Source organism: Rhodopseudomonas palustris (genome assembly GCF_013415845.1).
Taxonomy (GTDB): domain Bacteria; phylum Pseudomonadota; class Alphaproteobacteria; order Rhizobiales; family Xanthobacteraceae; genus Rhodopseudomonas; species Rhodopseudomonas palustris_F.
The window spans coordinates 2,953,846-2,972,448 of the sequence record NZ_CP058907.1; the positions used below are offsets into that span (position 1 = coordinate 2,953,846).

19 protein-coding genes are annotated in these 18,603 nt (G+C 64.1%); 13 read left to right on the forward strand and 6 right to left on the reverse strand.

What is annotated here, in order from left to right:
- Window positions 1–3: 3 nt before the first annotated feature.
- Window positions 4–2,265, forward strand: coding sequence for a DNA topoisomerase IV subunit A (gene parC / locus HZF03_RS13450; protein ID WP_104511751.1), 2,262 nt, complete (start codon window positions 4–6; stop codon window positions 2,263–2,265).
- 85 nt (window positions 2,266–2,350) lie between these two features.
- A complete protein-coding gene (locus HZF03_RS13455) occupies window positions 2,351–3,781 on the forward strand; it encodes a sodium:proton antiporter (RefSeq protein WP_119017715.1) in 1,431 nt (476 codons plus the stop codon).
- A gap of 14 nt (window positions 3,782–3,795) precedes the next feature.
- Here HZF03_RS13455 and HZF03_RS13460 read toward each other — a convergent pair whose 3' ends face one another.
- Window positions 3,796–3,969 carry a hypothetical protein gene (locus HZF03_RS13460; protein WP_420853818.1) on the reverse strand — a complete coding sequence of 58 codons (174 nt, stop codon included), beginning with the start codon at window positions 3,967–3,969 and terminating at the stop codon, window positions 3,796–3,798.
- A 276-nt stretch (window positions 3,970–4,245) separates the two neighbouring features.
- Between HZF03_RS13460 and HZF03_RS13465 the strand changes: the two genes are divergently transcribed.
- Complete coding sequence (locus HZF03_RS13465) at window positions 4,246–5,619, forward strand: Nramp family divalent metal transporter (protein ID WP_011158256.1); 1,374 nt, start codon at window positions 4,246–4,248, stop codon at window positions 5,617–5,619.
- 59 nt (window positions 5,620–5,678) lie between these two features.
- On the opposite strand, the gene HZF03_RS13470 is transcribed toward HZF03_RS13465, so the two are convergent.
- The gene (locus HZF03_RS13470; protein ID WP_119017716.1) at window positions 5,679–6,500 is read right to left on the reverse strand and encodes an AraC family transcriptional regulator; all 822 of its coding nucleotides are present in this window, start codon (window positions 6,498–6,500) and stop codon (window positions 5,679–5,681) included.
- A gap of 106 nt (window positions 6,501–6,606) precedes the next feature.
- Here HZF03_RS13470 and HZF03_RS13475 point away from each other — a divergent pair, with 106 nt between their 5' ends.
- From HZF03_RS13475 to HZF03_RS13485, 3 genes are read left to right on the forward strand one after another with little or no spacing between them, the layout of a single operon-like run.
- Entirely contained in the window at window positions 6,607–8,700 is a 2,094-nt protein-coding gene (locus HZF03_RS13475) for an FUSC family protein (protein WP_119017717.1), read from the forward strand.
- Window positions 8,690–8,905 carry a DUF1656 domain-containing protein gene (locus HZF03_RS13480; RefSeq protein WP_012496131.1) on the forward strand — a complete coding sequence of 72 codons (216 nt, stop codon included), beginning with the start codon at window positions 8,690–8,692 and terminating at the stop codon, window positions 8,903–8,905. Before HZF03_RS13475 ends, HZF03_RS13480 begins: the two co-directional genes overlap by 11 nt.
- Complete coding sequence (locus HZF03_RS13485; protein WP_119017718.1) at window positions 8,902–9,804, forward strand: efflux RND transporter periplasmic adaptor subunit; 903 nt, start codon at window positions 8,902–8,904, stop codon at window positions 9,802–9,804. The genes HZF03_RS13480 and HZF03_RS13485 overlap by 4 nt, the downstream gene beginning before the upstream one ends.
- Before the next feature lie 92 nt (window positions 9,805–9,896).
- Here HZF03_RS13485 and HZF03_RS13490 read toward each other — a convergent pair whose 3' ends face one another.
- The 3 genes from HZF03_RS13490 to hemB all read right to left on the reverse strand — a co-directional run bounded on the left by HZF03_RS13490 (window position 9,897) and on the right by hemB (window position 12,479).
- Entirely contained in the window at window positions 9,897–10,673 is a 777-nt protein-coding gene (locus tag HZF03_RS13490) for an arginyltransferase (protein WP_012496133.1), read from the reverse strand.
- Between the two features lie 68 nt (window positions 10,674–10,741).
- Window positions 10,742–11,269, reverse strand: coding sequence for an RDD family protein (locus HZF03_RS13495; RefSeq protein WP_119017719.1), 528 nt, complete (start codon window positions 11,267–11,269; stop codon window positions 10,742–10,744).
- 157 nt (window positions 11,270–11,426) lie between these two features.
- Window positions 11,427–12,479 carry a porphobilinogen synthase gene (gene hemB / locus HZF03_RS13500; RefSeq protein WP_011158263.1) on the reverse strand — a complete coding sequence of 351 codons (1,053 nt, stop codon included), beginning with the start codon at window positions 12,477–12,479 and terminating at the stop codon, window positions 11,427–11,429.
- A gap of 193 nt (window positions 12,480–12,672) precedes the next feature.
- Here hemB and HZF03_RS13505 point away from each other — a divergent pair, with 193 nt between their 5' ends.
- The 7 genes from HZF03_RS13505 to HZF03_RS13535 all read left to right on the forward strand — a co-directional run bounded on the left by HZF03_RS13505 (window position 12,673) and on the right by HZF03_RS13535 (window position 17,363).
- A complete protein-coding gene (locus tag HZF03_RS13505; protein WP_011158264.1) occupies window positions 12,673–13,137 on the forward strand; it encodes a DUF6163 family protein in 465 nt (154 codons plus the stop codon).
- Window positions 13,138–13,214: 77 nt separating this feature from the next.
- A complete protein-coding gene (locus tag HZF03_RS13510) occupies window positions 13,215–14,780 on the forward strand; it encodes an AMP-binding protein (RefSeq protein WP_119017720.1) in 1,566 nt (521 codons plus the stop codon).
- 352 nt (window positions 14,781–15,132) lie between these two features.
- A complete protein-coding gene (gene ldtR / locus HZF03_RS13515; protein ID WP_012496137.1) occupies window positions 15,133–15,651 on the forward strand; it encodes a transcriptional regulator LdtR in 519 nt (172 codons plus the stop codon).
- Window positions 15,652–15,865: 214 nt separating this feature from the next.
- A complete protein-coding gene (locus HZF03_RS13520; protein WP_011158267.1) occupies window positions 15,866–16,093 on the forward strand; it encodes a hypothetical protein in 228 nt (75 codons plus the stop codon).
- Window positions 16,094–16,109: 16 nt separating this feature from the next.
- Window positions 16,110–16,325, forward strand: coding sequence for a hypothetical protein (locus HZF03_RS13525; RefSeq protein WP_011158268.1), 216 nt, complete (start codon window positions 16,110–16,112; stop codon window positions 16,323–16,325).
- A 14-nt stretch (window positions 16,326–16,339) separates the two neighbouring features.
- Window positions 16,340–16,906, forward strand: coding sequence for a DUF4142 domain-containing protein (locus HZF03_RS13530; protein WP_012496138.1), 567 nt, complete (start codon window positions 16,340–16,342; stop codon window positions 16,904–16,906).
- A 55-nt stretch (window positions 16,907–16,961) separates the two neighbouring features.
- Window positions 16,962–17,363, forward strand: coding sequence for a group III truncated hemoglobin (locus HZF03_RS13535; RefSeq protein ID WP_012496139.1), 402 nt, complete (start codon window positions 16,962–16,964; stop codon window positions 17,361–17,363).
- 149 nt (window positions 17,364–17,512) lie between these two features.
- Here the strand turns inward: HZF03_RS13535 and yghU are convergent, their stop codons facing one another.
- Window positions 17,513–18,385, reverse strand: coding sequence for a glutathione-dependent disulfide-bond oxidoreductase (gene yghU / locus HZF03_RS13540; protein ID WP_119017721.1), 873 nt, complete (start codon window positions 18,383–18,385; stop codon window positions 17,513–17,515).
- Window positions 18,386–18,603 lie beyond the last annotated feature (218 nt).

The following is an 18,603-nucleotide window of genomic DNA, read 5'->3' on the forward strand; positions in this document are numbered from 1 at the left end:
GCCATGGGAAAAAGATTGATTCCGCCGGAGCCGGCCGAGATCCACGAGGTCCAGCTTCGCGAAGCGCTGGAAGAGCGCTATCTCGCTTACGCGCTGTCGACCATCATGCACCGGGCGCTGCCGGACGCGCGCGACGGCCTCAAGCCGGTGCATCGCCGCATCCTGTACGGGATGCGATTGCTGCGGCTCGACCCCGGCACGCCGTTCAAGAAGTCCGCCAAGATCGTCGGCGACGTGATGGGTTCGTTCCATCCGCACGGCGACCAGTCGATCTACGATGCGCTGGTGCGTCTGGCGCAGGACTTCTCGTCGCGCTATCCGCTGGTCGACGGCCAGGGCAATTTCGGCAACATCGACGGCGATAACCCGGCAGCCTACCGCTACACCGAAGCGCGCATGACCGACGTCGCGCGGCTGCTGCTGGATGGCATCGACGAGGACGGCGTCGCGTTCCGCGCCAACTACGACGGTCAGTCGAAAGAGCCGGTCGTGCTGCCCGGCGGCTTTCCGAACCTGCTCGCCAACGGCGCGCAGGGCATCGCCGTCGGCATGGCCACCGCGATCCCGCCGCACAACGCCGCCGAGCTGTGCGACGCCGCGCTGCATCTGATCGAGAAGCCCGACGCCAAGTCGAAGGCGCTGCTGCGCTTCGTCAAGGGGCCGGACTTCCCGACCGGTGGCATCATCATCGACTCCAAGGAAAGCATCGCGGAGGCCTACACCACCGGCCGCGGCGCGTTCCGCACCCGCGCCAAGTGGGAGCAGGAAGAGGGCGCGCGCGGCACCTGGACGGTGGTGGTCACGCAGATCCCGTGGCTGGTGCAGAAGTCGCGGCTGATCGAGAAGATCGCCGAGCTGCTCAACGAGAAGAAGCTGCCGCTGGTCGGCGACATCCGCGACGAATCCGCCGAGGACGTCCGCATCGTCATCGAGCCGAAGTCGCGCAGCGTCGATCCGACGTTGATGATGGAGTCACTGTTCCGGCTGACCGAGCTGGAGAGCCGGATCCCGCTCAATCTCAACGTGCTGGTGAAGGGCCGGATTCCGAAGGTGCTCGGCCTCGCCGAATGCCTGCGCGAATGGCTCGATCACCTGCGCGACGTGCTGCTGCGCCGCTCCGAATATCGCAAGGGCCAGATCGAGCATCGGCTCGAAGTGCTCGGCGGCTATCTGATCGCGTACTTGAACATCGACAAGGTGATCAAGATCATCCGCACCGAGGACGAGCCCAAGCCGGTGCTGATGAAGGCCTTCAATCTCACCGAGATCCAGGCCGAAGCCATCCTCAACATGCGGCTGCGCTCTTTGCGCAAGCTCGAGGAATTCGAGATCCGCACCGAGGACAAGAACCTCCGCGCCGAGCTGAAGGGCATCAACGCGGTCCTGAAATCCGAGACCGAGCAGTGGGCCAAGGTCGGCGAACAGGTCCGCAAGGTCCGCGAGATGTTCGGGCCGAAGACGCCGCTCGGCAAGCGCCGCACCCAGTTCGCCGACGCGCCGGAGCACGATCTCGCCGCGATCGAAGAAGCCTTCGTCGAGCGCGAGCCCGTCACTGTGGTGATCTCCGACAAGGGCTGGGTGCGCACGCTGAAGGGCCATGTCGAGGATCTGTCGGGGCTCAACTTCAAGCAGGACGACAAGCTCGGCCAGTCGTTCTTCGCCGAGACGACGTCGAAGCTGCTGCTGCTCGCCACCAACGGCCGGTTCTACGCGCTGGATGTCGCCAAGCTGCCCGGCGGCCGCGGCCATGGCGAGCCGATCCGCATGTTCATCGACATGGAGCAGGACGCCGCGATCGTCACCGTGTTCGTCCACACCGGCGGCCGCAAATTCCTGATCGCCAGCCATGACGGGCAGGGCTTCGTGGTCAACGAGGACGAGTGCGTCGGCTCGACCCGCAAGGGCAAGCAGATCCTCAACGTCGACGTCCCCAACGAGGCGCGCGCGCTCACGGTTGTCAGCGAGGGCGACGACAGCGTCGCCGTGATCGGCGACAACCGCAAGATGGTGATCTTCCCGCTCGATCAGGTCCCGGAGATGACCCGCGGCCGCGGCGTGCGGCTGCAGAAGTACAAGGATGGCGGCCTGTCCGATATCGCCACCTTCTCGTCGAAGCAGGGCCTCGGCTGGCGCGACTCTGCCGGCCGCGAGTTCAGCGCGACCATGAAGGAACTCGCCGAATGGCGCGGCAATCGCGCCGACGCCGGCCGGCTGCCGCCGAAGGGCTTCCCGAAGTCGAACAAGTTCGGACGTAGCATCGCATGATGCTCGCCCGCCTGCGCGCTATGTCGCAGGCGGGCCGTTCGTTTGGCTTTGCGTCTCGCTCCCGAATTGCCTTGAAGTGGATGCGATGATCGAACGCTATTCCCGCCGATTTCGCCTGCTAATTCCGCTGCTCGTCTTCGCTGCGCTTCCGGGGCCGGCGCAGGCGGCCGACCTCGATGGCGCGGCGCTCGGCTGGGCGTGGGGCGTGCCGTTCGCCGGCATCCTCCTGTCGATCGCGCTCGGACCGCTGCTGGCGCCGAAAATCTGGCACGCGCATTACGGCAAGATCGCCGCCGGCTGGGGCGTGCTGGCGCTGGCGCCGATTGCGATCGTGTACGGCTGGGACACCGCGCTGGCGTCGCTGATCCATGCGCTGCTCGCCGAATATCTCAGCTTCATCGTGTTGCTGTTCGCACTGTTCACGGTCTCAGGCGGCATTCTGGTCACCGGTACGATCCGAGCTACGCCATTGATCAACACCGGCATGCTCGCGGTCGGCACCGCCTGCGCCAGCCTGATCGGCACCACCGGCGCCGCGATGGTGCTGATCCGGCCGCTGATCCGCGCCAATGCCGGGCGGCAGCACAACGTCCATGTCGTGGTGTTCTTCATCATCCTGGTCGCCAACATCGGCGGCGCACTGTCGCCGCTTGGCGATCCGCCGCTGTTCGTCGGCTTCCTGCGCGGCGTCGATTTCTTCTGGCCGGTGCAGCACCTGTGGCAGCAGACGCTGATCGTGGCCGGCGTGCTGCTCGTGGTGTTCTATCTGCTCGACCGCTGGTACGCGCGGCATGATGCGCCGGCCAAGACGTCAGAAGCACCGATCGGATTTCGCGGCGGCATCAATTTCCTGCTGATCGCCGGAATCATCGCGACCATTCTGGCCTGCGCGCAATGGCGCCCCGGCATCGAGTTCGACGTTTACGGCACCAAGGTCGCGCTGCAGAATCTGGTGCGCGACGCGATGCTGGTGGTGCTGGCGCTGCTGTCGCTGTGGTGGACCGCCGACGAGCACCGCGCCGCCAACGGCTTCACCTGGGAGCCGATCCGCGAAGTCGCCAAACTGTTCGCCGGGATCTTCGTCGCCATCATTCCGGTGCTAGCGATGCTGCACGCCGGGAAGAGCGGGCTGTTTGCGCCGCTGCTGGAGGCGGTGACCGCGAGCGACGGCACGCCGCGCGAAGTGCCGTACTTCTGGTTCACCGGGCTGTTGTCGGCGGTGCTCGACAACGCGCCGACCTATCTGGTGTTCTTCGAACTGGCAGGCGGCCGGCCCGCCGAGCTGATGGGGCCGCTCGCCGGCACGCTCGCGGCGATCTCGATGGGATCGGTCTACATGGGCGCGCTGACCTATGTCGGTAACGCGCCGAACTTCATGGTGTACGCCATCGCCACCGAGCGCGGGATCAAGATGCCGGGCTTCTTCGGCTACGCGCTGCGGGCGGGCCTCGTGCTGATCCCGCTGTTCCTGCTGCTGACGTTCCTGCCGATCGTCCCGAACCTGCGGCTGCACTGAGCCCGCGAGGGGCGTTACTTGCTCTGCGGCGCCGTTGCGGCCGGGGCAGGGGGCAGGCCGGGCGTGTGCTTCGGCTTCAGCGTGCCCACGTAGAACGACACGCCGCCGACCATCACGACGCAGATCGCGTACACAAGGTAGGCTTGCGGAGGCTTGGTGGCCCAACCCAGCAAGCCGCTGAAAGACATCCGCTCTGGCGCTTGATTTGACATGGCGGCGTTGTGCGCGATTTGCGGGCGAACGCAAGCCGGAAAATCGCGGCAGGACCGATCCTGCACGAGAAACCGTACGGTCGAAGCCTGATCAATGACCACTGGCGTCTTTTGTGGCAGGCTATTCCAAGGCCCGCGACTCGGCCGCCGGAGGCTCCTTGACCGCAAAAATCGTCATCAACCAGTGCTTGGCTACCTTCTTGCTATTGCAAATGACTTGCAAGAAGCGTTGTGAGCCTGCATTGTGATGCGATGGATGCAAGATCGCCGCAGATGACCGCCGATCCCTCGCCGGCACCGGAGCAGACCACGGGGTGGCGTTTAGCGCGCGGCGAGCCGTCGCTCGCCGGGATGTTCGGCTCGGTCCCGACCCGGGCCAAGGGGCCGTTCTGGCGCAAGCTGATCGCATTCCTCGGCCCTGGCTATCTGGTCGCTGTCGGCTACATGGACCCCGGCAACTGGGCAACCTCGCTGGCCGGCGGCTCGAAATACGGCTACGCGCTGCTGACGGTCGCGCTGGTCTCCAACATCATGGCCGTGGTGCTGCAGTCGCTGTGCACGCGGCTCGGCGTCGGTGCGGGCAGGGACCTCGCCCAAGCCTGCCGCGACGCCTATCCCAAATGGGTGTCGTGGCCGCTATGGCTGTCGGCAGAGATCGCGATCACTGCCACCGATCTTGCCGAAGTGATCGGCACCGCGATCGGGCTCAATCTGTTGTTCGGGATTCCGCTCGAGATCGGCGTGTTGATCACCGCGGCCGACGTGTTCCTGGTGCTGGCGCTGCAGGCGTTCGGCTTCCGCTGGATCGAGGCGTTCGTGGTCGCGCTGCTCGGCGTGATCGCGGCGTGCTTTGCGATTCAGATCGCGATGGCGGATCCGGATTGGGGCGCCGTGATCCGCGGCTTTGCGCCGACCACGCGGGTGCTGACCGAACCCGGCATGTTGTATCTGGCGCTCGGTATCCTCGGCGCCACGGTGATGCCGCACAATCTCTACCTGCATTCCGGCCTGGTGCAGACGCGTGGCTTCGGCCACAGCCCAGCCGAGAAGCACGAAGCGATCAAACTGGCGACCTTCGACTCGACGATCGCACTCACCTTCGCGCTGACCATCAACGCGTCGATCCTGATCCTCGCCGCGGCGACCTTCCACCATGCCGGCAAGACCGATATTGCCGAACTCGACCAGGCGCATGCCTTCCTGGCGCCGCTGCTCGGCTCGACGCTGGCGCCGACGCTGTTCGGCATCGCTCTGCTGGCCTGCGGCCTGAACTCGACCATCACCGCCACGCTCGCCGGCCAGATCGTGATGGAAGGCTTCATCCAGATCAGGATCAAACCGTGGCTGCGGCGGATGGTGACGCGGCTGATCGCGATCGTCCCGGCGGTCGCAGTCACGATCATCGCCGGCGAAAAGGGCACCGGGCAGCTCCTGATCCTCAGTCAGGTGGTGCTCAGCCTGCAGCTACCGTTCGCCGTGGTGCCTCTGGTGGTGTTCACCGCCAGCCGCGCGAAGATGGGCGAGTTCGTTGCGCCGCGCTGGCTCACCGCCATCGCATCGCTGATCGCTGCGATCATCGTCGCGCTGAATATCAAACTGGTGTTCGACTACGCGACCGGCGGGTAGTGCACAGACGCGGAAAACCCGAGCGCCGGGTCTGCCTGTCGAACAAAACCAACGCCTGCTCAAACACGCTTCTGCTCATCCGATCCCGCTTTCGTGGGGGCGTGACGCTGCGCGAAGTACTGAGCGGGAGTGCTTCCAAGCGCCTTCTTGAACATGGTGATGAAGGCGTTGACCGACTCGTAGCCAAGTCCGGCCGCAACATTCTGCACCGCTTCGCCGCTGGCGAGTTCCCGGAGGGCAACCACGAGGTGGAGTTGCTGTCGCCAGCGTCCGAACGTCAGACCCGTCTCGCGGATCAGCAGCCGCGCCAATGATCTTTCACTCATCGCGACTTGCTTTGCCCAATCGCTCAAGGTCCTGCGGTCGGATGGCTCGGCTGTCAGGGCGTCGGCGATCGCCCGGATCTTGGGATGGCTGGAAATTGGCAGGTTGAACCGCTCTCGCGGCATGTCAGCGAGTTCGTCCAGCAGCACCCGCGCAATTCGGGCCGCATGGCTGTCTGCGAGATAATCCGCACGCTCCTCTGCTAGACGCTCGACCATTTCTCGTATCAGCGGAGAAATCGCCAGCGTGCAACTGGAGCCGGGCAGGTTCGCCGCCTCCGGCTCGACGAACAGGTAGTTGAGCTGGGCATTGGCAGTGGCACGCGCGCTGTGAGGCACGCCGCCAGGAATCCATACCCCGCAGTTGGGCGGCACAATCCAGATCTCATTGCCGGCCGTGCAGGTGACGGCTCCGTGCAGGGCGAGGATCAGCTGCCCCTTCCGATGCACGTGCAACGGCACCTCAGACTCATGGTCCGAGAAATGCAGCCTGTGGGCGACGGCCGGCAGATGCGTCAGGTCGGGGTCAAAAACGGAAACGACAGATTGCACGGGCATGCGAATGGCCGTTTTCAGGGATTTCTTGTCGTAATACCGAATTTATTCGCTTCTGCAAATTGGTCACAACTGGCGTCATGAACAACATGCCGTCTGGACGCCCCCTGTGACTCGGACCTGCCCAGCAGCGCGCCAGGCGCTGACGAACTTCCTCCGTTACCCCGCCAGGAAGGAAGATGCCGATGCGATCCTGTTTTCGGCAAAGAGTTTCGCCGCGGCGATGCTCGCCTATTACGTTTCACTGCGGATCGGATTGCCCAAGCCGTTTTGGGCCATCGTGACGGTCTATATCGTCTCCCAGCCATCGGCGGGAGCCTCACTCAGTCGCGGCGTGTATCGCTTCGCCGGGACGTTCGTGGGCGCAATAGCGACCGTCGCGATCGTTCCGAATTTCGTCAACGATCCGATCGTGTGCTGCATGATCCTCGCCGGCTGGATCGGCCGTTGCCTGTTTCTATCGCTGCTTGATCGCACGCCGCGAGCTTATGCGTTTGTACTTGCAGGCTACACGACGAGCCTGATCGGCTTTCCGAGCGTGCTTGAACCCGGCGCGGTCTTCGACACCGCATCCTTGCGCGTCCAGGAGATCTGCATCGGCATTCTCTGTGCAGTTCTGATCCATCGATATGTTTGGCCGAAGCCGATGACGGGCCTGTTCAACGGCAAGCTATCGGCGATGCTGCAGGACGCTCGCCGGCTTGCGAGTGTCGCGCTGACAGGATCGTCAAAAGAGAACTGCCAACGGCGCGAACAGCTTGCCGTCGACCTTCTCATGCTGAAGGGGCTGGCGACACATCTTCCATACGATTCCGCATCTGCAAGGCCCCGCCGCGAGACACTGCAGCTCATCCATGACCGGCTCGCTCGGCTTCTTCCACTCACGGCCGAAATCGAGGAGCGAGTACGTTCTCTCAACATCGAGCGCGTCGCTACGGTCGACGAACTGACCGCATTGATCGCTGATGTGGGAAGCTGGATCGCAGTCGATCAGCCGGATGATCAGCATGCGGAAGCTGGTCGGCTGATCGGGCGTGCCCGATCGATTCAGAAACGTTTGGGCCCGAATGCAACGATGGTTGCCGACAGGGTAGGTGCCAACCTGGCCGGCCATCTGGCGGAAATGATTGGCCTGCTGAACGACTGCGACAAACTCGGCCAGAGCATGACCGCCAGCGGGCGCGTACGAAAAGCAGCGGCGCTTCACGGACCCGAGCTTGCAAAGGGGTACGTCTATCACCGTGATCCATGGATGGCGGCGCGCGCAGCGCTCGGTGCGATGGTCAGCATCCTCGGCGGCTGCGCCTTCTGGATATGGTCGGCGTGGCCCGACGGCGGAACGGCGGTCTCCATTCTCGGCGTCTGCTGCACCTTGTTCGGAAACGTCGACACACCTGTGCCGTTTGTCGTGAAATATATCGTCGGCTCGATCTTCGGCGTGCTGATCAGCCTCGTCTACAGCTTCGTCATCCTTCCCCATGTGACGAACTTCGCGGTGCTCGTTGCGGTCCTTGCACCGGCATTCCTATTTGCCGGTTCTCTCCAAGCGCGAGCGCCGACGGCCTTCATGGCGATGGGCATCACTCTGACAATTCCAATCCTTTCGGGGCTGGGCACCAGCTACACTGGCGATTTCGCGGCCTCCCTTAATATGGCGATCGCACTCTTTGTGGCCGTTGGGTTCGCCGCGGTCAGCATGTCGATATTCCAGACCGTACCGGTCGACGTTTCGATCAATCGGCTGCTTCACCTCAGTCGGCGTGACGTCGGCCGCCGTGCTCTGGGCGGCGCTCCGAACGAGGCACGTTGGACAAGTCTGATGATTGACCGAACGGCGCTGCTGCTGCCGAGGCTGAGAGCGGCAAGGAAGGCTTATGCAGACGTGGTCGACGATACGCTCCGCCTTCTTCGTATCGGCCACGTCGCGGGTCAGCTTCGCAAGATGGTCCCGCAGGTCAAGGGCGAGGCCCGCGCTGCAATAGAAGGTCTTCTTACCGAGATTGGCGCGCACTTCCGTGGCAGGAGACCTACAACGCCAGCCGTCCTCATCGATTTCGATCAGCGCATTGAGCGGCTGACGGCGATGATGGAGTACTACTCACCGAAAAGCCGGTTGCGGATATTCGATCTGCTGATCGACCTGCGCTTCGCCCTCGGCGCGAGTGGAGCAGCAGAGAAGGGAGCTCTACCTCATGATCGCTGATCTGAATATCGGAGGCGTCTTAATCCCCGGCCTCGTCGTGGTTGCGTTCATCGGGTTGATCATCACGATCGCGACGATGCGCGTCTGCACCGAGATCGGCGTCTCCCGCCTGTTCGCCTATCGGCCGCTCGCCGAAATCGCCATTTTTGTCATCGTTTGCGGACTGCTCATGCAGTACCTGCCTGTGATCGGACTGTCATTGTGAAACCGCTTCTATCGTTGCTCGGCCACTATGCTCTGACTCTCTGCGTCTTCGTTGCTTCCGGATTCGTCGCCCTGCAGGCTTGGAGCCATTACGAGCGAACGCCCTGGACTCGCGACGGCAGGGTGAGTGTGGATGTGGTCCAGATCGCGCCGGAGGTCTCCGGAACGATCCGCACCGTGCCGATCGCCGATAATCAGTATGTGAAACGTGGCGACGTTCTTTACGAGATCGACCCGGAGCGGCTTCGGCTCGCCGTGGCGCTGGCGGAGGCTGACGTCGAGGCGAAATATCAGGATATGCTGGTACGGCAAGCCACTGCTCAGCGGAAGCAGCAACTCAAACTGAATGACGTGGTCTCACAGGAAGCGCTCCAGCAATCGAGCGGGGCAGCGGCGATGGCCTCTGCGGCCTATCAGGCGGCGCTGGCGACGCGCGATCTGGCCAAACTCAATCTTGCGCGTTCCGTCATTCGCTCCCCAGTCGACGGGTATGTCACCAATTTGAAGCTACGGCCCGGCGACTATGCGACCGCCGGCGTGACAAATGTCGCTATCCTGGACGGGGCGAGTTTCTGGATCACCGGCTATTTCGAAGAGACGAAACTGCAGCAAATCCGTGTAGGAGCTCCGGCGCGGGTCAAGCTGATGGGCTTCGATCAGCCGGCGGCTGGCCATGTCGAGAGCATCGGTCGGGGCATCGAGAACAGCAACGAAACACCTGGTCGTTTCGGGCTGCCGAATGTGGCGGCGACGTTCTCCTGGGTGCGTCTTGCCCAGCGCATACCGGTCCGCATTCATCTCGATCGGGTGCCTTCCGGCGTCGAGCTGGCCGCGGGCATGACAGCAACGGTCGAGATCATTCCCCCGGAGGTCGACGCGAATGCGGGGCGGAGGTCGTGATGCGGGCGGCCGTTTCTGCCGTCCCGTTTGCTCGCCTTGGTGCACCAGAAACCGACTGATGTAGCGGACGCCAGCGTGTCGGGAGGCCTCAGCTAATCCTGCGGCTCGGGCTGCATTTCGCCGGAGGCATCGATGCGCAGCCAGCCGCTTGGCGCCAGCCGTTGCTGCGGCAGGTAGCGGCCTTTGTAGTCCATCTTCTTCGAGCCTTCGATCCAGTAGCCGAGATAGACGTAAGGCAGGCCGAGTCGCCGCGCCCGGGCAATGTGATCGAGGATCATGAAGGTGCCGAGCGAACGGTGCTGTTCGTTCGGCTCGTAGAATGAATACACCATCGACAGACCGTCGCCGAGCACGTCGGTCAACGCCGCCGCGATCAGCTCGCCGCCGCGGCCGGTGATGCCGGTGTCGGGGGTGCGCTTGCGGTACTCGATCATCCGGGTCTGGACGTGGCTGTCCTCGACCATCATCGCGTAGTCGAGCACCGTCATGTCGGCCATGCCACCGTGGCGATGGCGCTGGTCAAGATAGGCGCGGAACACCGAATACTGCTCGGAGGTCGGTACCGGATTGCGCTGCTCGCCGACGATGTCGGCATTGCGGGCCAGCAGCTTGCGCTGGTTGCGCGACGGCTTGAACTCGTTGGCGATCACCCGCACCGATACGCAGGCCCGGCACTGGTCGCAGGCCGGGCGGTAGGCGATCGACTGGCTGCGGCGGAAGCCGCCGTGGGTGAGAAGGTCGTTGAGCTCGCCGGCCTTGTTGCCGACGAGGTGGGTGAACACCTTGCGCTCGTGCCGGCCCGGCAGATACGGGCACGGCGAGGGAGCCGTCAGATAGAACTGCGGGGTGTCGCGCGAGTGCTGGGTCACGTCGGGTCGTCGGCCTCCAACGTGACCAGCATCGCCTTACGTCCGCCTCCGGTCAATCGCTTTCGCCCTTAGTAGGATCGCGCCGGCTGAGAGGCGGGCACGGTGCTGTTGATAATCACAGTTCCGAGCACGATGTCGTGGAGCAGCCGGCGGCGGGCGTTAAACAGCCCGACCAGCAGCACCAGCGGCGTCAGCATCGACAGCGACAGCCAGAACAGGAAGGCATGCGTTGCGCCCAGCACGAAGTAGCCGGGTTCGCCGGTCCAGGTCGTGAGTTCGAGGCCCATGGTGCGCATGCCGATCGTCGCCGAGTGCGGGCCGCCGAGCGAGGCGCCGTAATACACCAGCGCCCAGATCACCGACAGCGGCGACACCAGCCAGAACAGCGTCCAGCCGATGCCGAGCGTCACCAGGCCGAACATTGCGATGAACACGGTGACCATCAGCACCGGGACGGTGAGCACGACCAGGTCGATCAGGAACGCGAAGACGCGCTTGGTCAGCACGCCCTGAAACAGTTCCGGATTGAGCCAGGGATCGAACGCCGCCTCGCGCACCTCGCCGCCGCGCCAGCCACTCCCGCCATAGTCAGCCATCAGCCTGCTCTCCGTTGTCCGCCCGAACCGGAACGATCCGGTTCGACATGGCGACGGCAGCGGCGCCTTGCAAGGCTGGCACGACATTACAAACCCTCCATTGATCCGCCGGAGACCGGCGAATCGATGGAGGGTTGAAAGAAGCGAGGAGGGAGATTTAGCCCTGCTGCCGCAGCTTTTCGGCCGCCGCCGGGGCGAAGTAGGTCAGCACGCCGTTGGCGCCGGCGCGCTTGAAGGCGAGCAGGCTCTCCATCATCGCCCGGTCGCCGTCCAGCCAGCCATTGTTGGCTGCCGCGGCGATCATCGCGTACTCGCCCGACACCTGATAGGCGAAGGTCGGCACGCCGAAGGTCTCCTTCACGCGGCGGACGATGTCGAGATACGGCATGCCCGGCTTGACCATGACCATGTCGGCGCCCTCGGCGAGATCGAGCTCGACCTCGCGGATCGCCTCGTCGGTGTTGGCCGGATCCATCTGGTAGGTGCGCTTGTCGCCGGTGAGCGCCTTGGCCGAGCCGATCGCATCGCGGAACGGGCCATAGAAGGCGGACGCATACTTGGCCGCATAGGCCATGATCTGAACGTCGAGGTAGCCGGCGGCATCGAGCGCTTCGCGGATCGCGCCGATGCGGCCATCCATCATGTCCGACGGTGCGATCACGTCGCAGCCGGCCTGCGCCTGCACCAGCGACTGCTGCACCAGCACCGCGACGGTCTCGTCGTTGAGGATGCGGCCATCCTCGATCAGGCCGTCATGGCCGTGGCTGGTGTAGGGGTCGAGCGCGACGTCGCACAGCACGCCGATCTGCGGGAATTCCTTCTTGATCGCGCGGACGGTCTTGCAGATCAGGTTTTCGGGGTTGGCGGCTTCGGTGCCGTGCTCGTCGCGCAGCGACGGCTCGGTGAACGGGAACAGCGCGATGCACGGGATGTCGAGCTTGGCGGCGCGTTCGGCGTCGCGAACGATCTGGTCGACGCTGAGTCGTTCGACGCCCGGCATCGAGGCGACCTGAACCCGCTGGTTGGTGCCGTCGACCACGAACATCGGCCAGATCAGGTCGTCGGTGGTGAGGACATTCTCGCGCACCAGACGGCGAGCCCACTCAGTCTTGCGGTTGCGGCGCGGACGGATGGTGAGATCGAGCGGCGGAGCGGCGGGCCGGGTCGAGGGGTCACGAATCTCGATGGGACGGCCGAATTTGATCGCCATGGTGCCAACTCTCCCTGCAGGCTCTGCTGTGTTCATGGAAAGTAGCATTTTGGCACCCCCGCGTCACCGCACTGTTGATTTGGCGCAATCAGAGTGTTCCGCGGCGATCACAGCCGATTGATTTTGCTGGCCCGGCGGGCCAAGACTCGGGCCAGACCGCACCGCACCACCACCGATCCGGTAACCGAGCCGCATGTCCGAACTTCCACCACGCGAACAACCGCCGAGAGACCAGGCGATTTCGGTCGCGGCGATCTCGCCGGAGCGGCCCGACAATCATGAGAACGACTGGACGCGGCGCCTGGTGCTGTTCCTGCGGGTGATGGCGGTGCTGTCGGTCGCCAAGGGCCTCTACCATTGGGCGCAGATCACCGGCTTCGTCGGCGGCGAAGACGACGCGTTCGAAGTCCAGACTATGGCCTGGCAGACCGCCACGATCTATTTCGCGGTGATCGAGCTGGTCGCCGCCGTCGGGCTGTGGCTCGCGACGCCATGGGGCGCCGTGGTGTGGCTGACGACCGTGGTGTCGATGGCGGTGATCGAACTGATGTTCCCGGCCATCTATGGCGGCAGCCTGCTGGTGGTGCTCGGCGAAGCGCTACTGCTCGCCGCCTATCTGGCGCTCGCCTGGATGGCGGCGCGCGAACGGCCGCCATAGCGGCAGCTCTTGCGAGCGCTGCCGCATCACGCAAGGCGGCGCCGTATCAACAACAACCAAAACATAAGGGGGAAACCATGGACCAGCTTCATTCCGGCGGCACCGGCGGCAGCCTGATCGTCAATGCGATCGCGCGTTACGGCGATCGTCCGGCGATCGCCGATGGCAGCATCCGCTGGAGCTATCGCGAACTCGGCGAGGCGATCGGCCGCTTCATCACACTGTTTCGCGACTGCGGCCTCGCCAAGGGCAGCGCGCTGTCGATCCTGTCGTCGAACCGCGCCGAATCCTGGGCCGCGATCTGCGCCGCCACCGTGATGGGGATGCGCTATACGCCGCTGCATCCGATGGCGGCCGAAGACGACCACGCCTTCATCATCGAGGATGCCGAGATCGACGCGCTGATCGTCGAAGGCGGCAAGTTCGCCGCGCGCGGCGAAGCGATCCGCGCCCGCGTGCCCGGCCTGAAACATCTGTTGTCGTTCGGGGCGGTGAACGGCGCCCGCGATCTGCTCGAAGGCTTCGCGGCGGTGCAGCCGGCGCCGCTGGTCGACGACAGCACGACCTCCGACATCGCGTGGCTGGCTTACACCGGCGGCACCACGGGCCGCTCCAAGGGCGTGATGATCCCGCATCGCGCGCTGACCACGATGGCGGTGATCCTGTATTCGGACTGGGACTGGCCCGCCGACATCCGCTATCTCGCCGCGACGCCGATCAGCCACGCCGCCGGCGTCACCGTCTATCCGGTGATGATGCGCGGCGGCTTCACGCGGCTGGTGCAGGGCTTCGAGGTCGAGTCGTATTGCCGCGTCATCGCCGAGGACAAGATCACCGCGGTGTTCCTGGTGCCGACGCTGATCTACGCGCTGATCGATGCTGCGGAGGTGAGGGCGCGTCACGATCTGTCGTCGCTCGACATGATCGTGTACGGCGCCGCGCCGATGTCGCCGGATCGCCTGCGCGAAGGCATCAAGATCTTCGGCAACGTGTTCGTGCAGCTCTACGGCCAGACCGAAGCGCCGCAATGCATCACCACGATGCGCAAGGTCGATCATGACGACACCAAGCCCGGCCGTCTCGGTTCGTGCGGTCGGCCGAGCCCGCTGCTCGACGTCAAACTGTTCGACTCCGAGATGCGTGAAGTCGGCACCGGCGAGCCGGGCGAGATCTGCGTGCGCGGCACGCTGGTGATGGACGGCTATTGGAAGCGGCCTGAAGCGACGGCGGAGGCGTTCCGCGGCGGTTGGCTGCACACCGGCGACGTCGCCGTGAAAGACGCCGACGGCTATCTCTATATCGTCGACCGCACCAAGGACATGATCATCTCCGGCGGATTCAACATCTATCCGCGCGAGGTCGAGGATGCGTTGATGGCGCACCATGCGGTTGCGTCCGCTGCGGTGATCGGCGTGCCCGACGACAAATGGGGCGAGGCGGTGAAGGCGTTCGTGGTGCTGAAGCCCGGCGCCAACAACGACGCCGCCGAACTGCAGGCGCATGTCAAAGACAAACGCGGCGCGCCGTGGTCACCGAAGTCGATCGACTTCGTCGAGGCGATTCCGGTCACCGGCCTCGGCAAGATCGATCGCAAGGTGCTGCGTGCCCCATATTGGGAAGGCCGCAACCGCGGCGTCGCGTAAACGAGCTCGCGGCATTTTACGAAACGCGGTCCGGATAGGGTTGTGAAGACCTTAACCGGATCGCGGACGGTCCGGCGGATCCGTTACGCAGATCTTTCAAATTCGAACGAAGCTGTCTTCAAATGCGACAAGGCGATCCGGAAAACCCTTGAATCGCCGTCGATCCGTGAATCAAACGTTGCAAAAAGCCCTTGATTTGCAGGCTTAATGCACGGTTCACTGTCTTAAATTCATGATCTCTTTATCGTCTTATTTAAGCTGATGTTCAAAGCGGCCCCTTAAGGTGGACCTATCAGACGAGACAGAAGTTTCGTCGAATAAGTCGATCAAAAAAGACGACAGGGGAAGTGTCATGATCAAAGCAGTCGCCACGGCGGCGGAAACCTCCGCACCCGCAGTAGCAGCCAACACGCCGGTCCAGCCGCTCTATCTCGAGGCGCTCACCTTGGTAGAGCGACTGCACCGCCGGTTGCTCGACGTCATCAAGGACGAGTTCGACCGTCGCGGTCGCGCCGATATCAACTCGGTTCAGGCGCTGCTGCTGTACAACATCGGTGACAAGGAACTGACCGCGGGCGAACTACGCACGCGCGGTTACTACCTTGGCTCCAACGTTTCCTACAATCTGAAGAAGCTGGTCGAGCTCGGTTTCCTCGATCATCAGCGGTCGCGTGTCGATCGCCGCTCGGTGCGGATCCGTCTGACCCCGCAGGGCCAGGAAGTCCGCCACATCGTCGACGCGCTGTATCAGAAGCACGTCAAGACGGTGGAGCAGGTCGGCGGCATCTCCAGCGAGGAGTTCGCCACGCTCAACAAGTCGCTGCACCGCCTCGAGCGGTTCTGGACCGACCAGATCCTGTATCGGCTGTAAGCCGTCCAAACATACGCGCCAACGTCGGCCGGCGATCCGCCGAGCCGCTGCTCATCAAGAAGCAGGCCCGCGCGCTGTCAGTCTCCAGACCTGTCGTCCTTCGGCCTCCCCACAAGGGAGGCCGATTTGTTTTGCGCCGCCAAATTTCCCCGGAACCAAAGGGAACCTTCGCCGCCGCCCGTACTTATCCCTGCGCCAGCCGTTGGAGAGGACGATGCTGATCGAGCGAGGGCTTCGGGTGATGAACGTCGATACGATCGGAAAGGCCTACGATATCGCGGCGAACTATCTGCGCCGCACCGGCTCGATTCCCGACACCACAGCGACCCACGACGCGCTGCTGGAGTCGATCGTGCGGATGTTCCAGCGCGGCGAGACCCATCCGATCCGGCTCGCCAACAAGGCCATCTCCATTTTCGAGTCCGCGAAGATCGCGGCCTGACAGCAAAGGGGACGATATGCAACGCGCCATCGACCGCGTGATCCAGACCTATGGGCTGCTGACCAACCAGGAAGCGGCGGAGAACGCCAAAGCCAAAGTCGAGACCTACATTCGCACGCTGTTCGAAGCCGGCGAGACCGACGACAACCGCCTGACGGTGTGCGGTCTGGTCTATCTGCGCGAGCTTGACGGCAGCAATGATCCGGTGAAAGCTGGCTACACGGGGATGTAGCACGGCGGTGAACCATGATGATGCGGCTGATCGCAGGACTGGTTGCGATCCTTCCCGCCATCGTCATCGTTACCGGCGTGATCGCGGGACAGGAAACGCCCCGCAAGCACGCTCTGATTGAAGGCCTTGGGATCAAGCAGGTGTTCGGCTGGCCGCCGAACGCCGCCGACGTGCTGCGCTATCTGCACCAGTTCAACATGTTTCAGGCCCAGGCCGCGGCTCTGGCGGATTCACGCGGGGACGACGCGCTGCGGCAATTCGCGATCACGCAGGCGCGCCAGGCGCGCGAGCGCGACCAGCAGGTGTTCCGCCTCAACACCTTCACGCTGCTGTCGATCGACTTCCCGGACCACCCCAACGTGATCCTCAGCAACGAGCTGGCGGGCCTGCGCGGCGCGGTCGGCGAGCGGTTCATGACCGACTTCCATGCCAAGCAGATCAAGGAATTCCGCCGCATGATTGCGCTGATGCGGCGGTTTATGCTGCATCCGGACAACGACCTGATCCGCCGCTTCGCGATCGAGCAGCTGCCGCTCTTGGAACGCGATCTGGCGGTTCTGGAAGGGCAGGCGACGAGCTGACGACCGCCAGGGGCGCCGCCTTGAGCCGGGCCCCCGGGTGGCCTACATCGTTGCCATGAGCCTTGCCCATTCGGACATTCTGAACGACGACCAGATCGCCCAGCTGGTGCGGACCTTCTATGGCCGCGCCCGGGAAGACGAGGTGATCGGGCCGATTTTCGCCTCCGCCGTGCACGATTGGGATCACCACATCGCCCAGATCACCGATTTCTGGTCGTCGATGCTGCTGAAGACCGGGCGATATGGCGGCCGGCCGATGCGGCCGCATCTGATGCTCAACCTGGCGCCGGAGCATTTCGACCGCTGGCTGAAGCTGTTCGAAGCGACCGCGACCGAGCTGTTCACCCCGGAGGTGGCAGCCGAGTTCATCATCCGCGCCCGCCGCATCGCCGACAGCTTCGAGATGGGCATCGCGACCACCCAGGGCAAAGTCGCGACTCCCAGGCATAGCGTGTAGTTCGGCGCGGCCTTCCAGGCCGTCATTCCGGGGCGCTCACGTCAGTGAGCGAACCCGGCATCTGGAGCTTGGGGAAACGCAGTGCGCGATGACCTCGGGATTCCGGGTTCGCGCTGCGCGCGCCCCGGAATGACGAGGTGCGGGAGAGATTACTTCGCCTCGAGCTTGTCCTGCGTCTTGGTCTCGAAGTCGCCGGCGTCGTGGCGTTCGTGGAGCTGGGTGGAGAGGTCGCCGCTGATGCGGTTGACGATGCGGCCGCGCTTCACCGCGGGACGGGCCCCAATCGCCTTGGTCCAGCGCTGCACGTTCTTGTAGCTGGCCACATCCAGGAAGGTGGCGCTGTCGCCATACAACACGCCGTTGGCGAGCCCGCCGTACCACGGCCACACCGCGATGTCGGCGATCGAGTATTCGGCGCCGGCCAGATACTCGGTCTCGGCCAGCCGGTGGTCGAGCACGTCCATCTGCCGCTTCACCTCCATGGCGAAGCGGTTGATCGGGTATTCCCACTTCTCCGGCGCATAGGCATAGAAATGGCCGAAGCCGCCGCCGAGATACGGGGCCGAGCCCATCTGCCAGAACAGCCAGTTCAGGCACTCGGTGCGGCCGGCCGGATCCTTCGGGATGAATTCGCCGAACTTCTCGGCGAGGTAGAGCAGGATCGAGCCGGATTCGAACACGCGCTGCGGCGGGTTCACCGAACGATCGAGCAGCGCCGGGATCTTCGAATTCGGATTGACCTGCACGAAGCCCGACGAGAACTGGTCGCCGTCGCCGATCTTGATCAGCCAGGCGTCGTATTCGGCGCCGGTGTGGCCGCGCGCCAGCAGTTCTTCGAGCAGGATCGTCACCTTCTGGCCGTTCGGCGTCGCCAGCGAATACAGCTGCAGCGGATGCTTGCCGACCGGCAGCTCCTTGTCATGGGTGGGGCCGGCAATCGGGCGGTTGATCGACGCGAATTTGCCGCCGTTCTCCTTGTCCCAGGTCCAGACTTTGGGCGGCGTGTAGGGGGCGTCGGTCATCGATGGGCTCCGGATTGAGTTCGGATTGTGGTTGGGGAACAGCAGAGATTGGCGAGCCGCGCGCGCATTGCAAGGGGCATCGCGGCAGCTTGGTCATGCCCTGCAGGCGGTTGCAGCGTCCGCAGGGCGGCGGACGAGCGCTGAGGCGAGGGCGGTTATGCAGCGCCGCTGTCAACCGATTTTCGCCGGGTGCTGCGGATTTGATGCGGCCGCCGTCA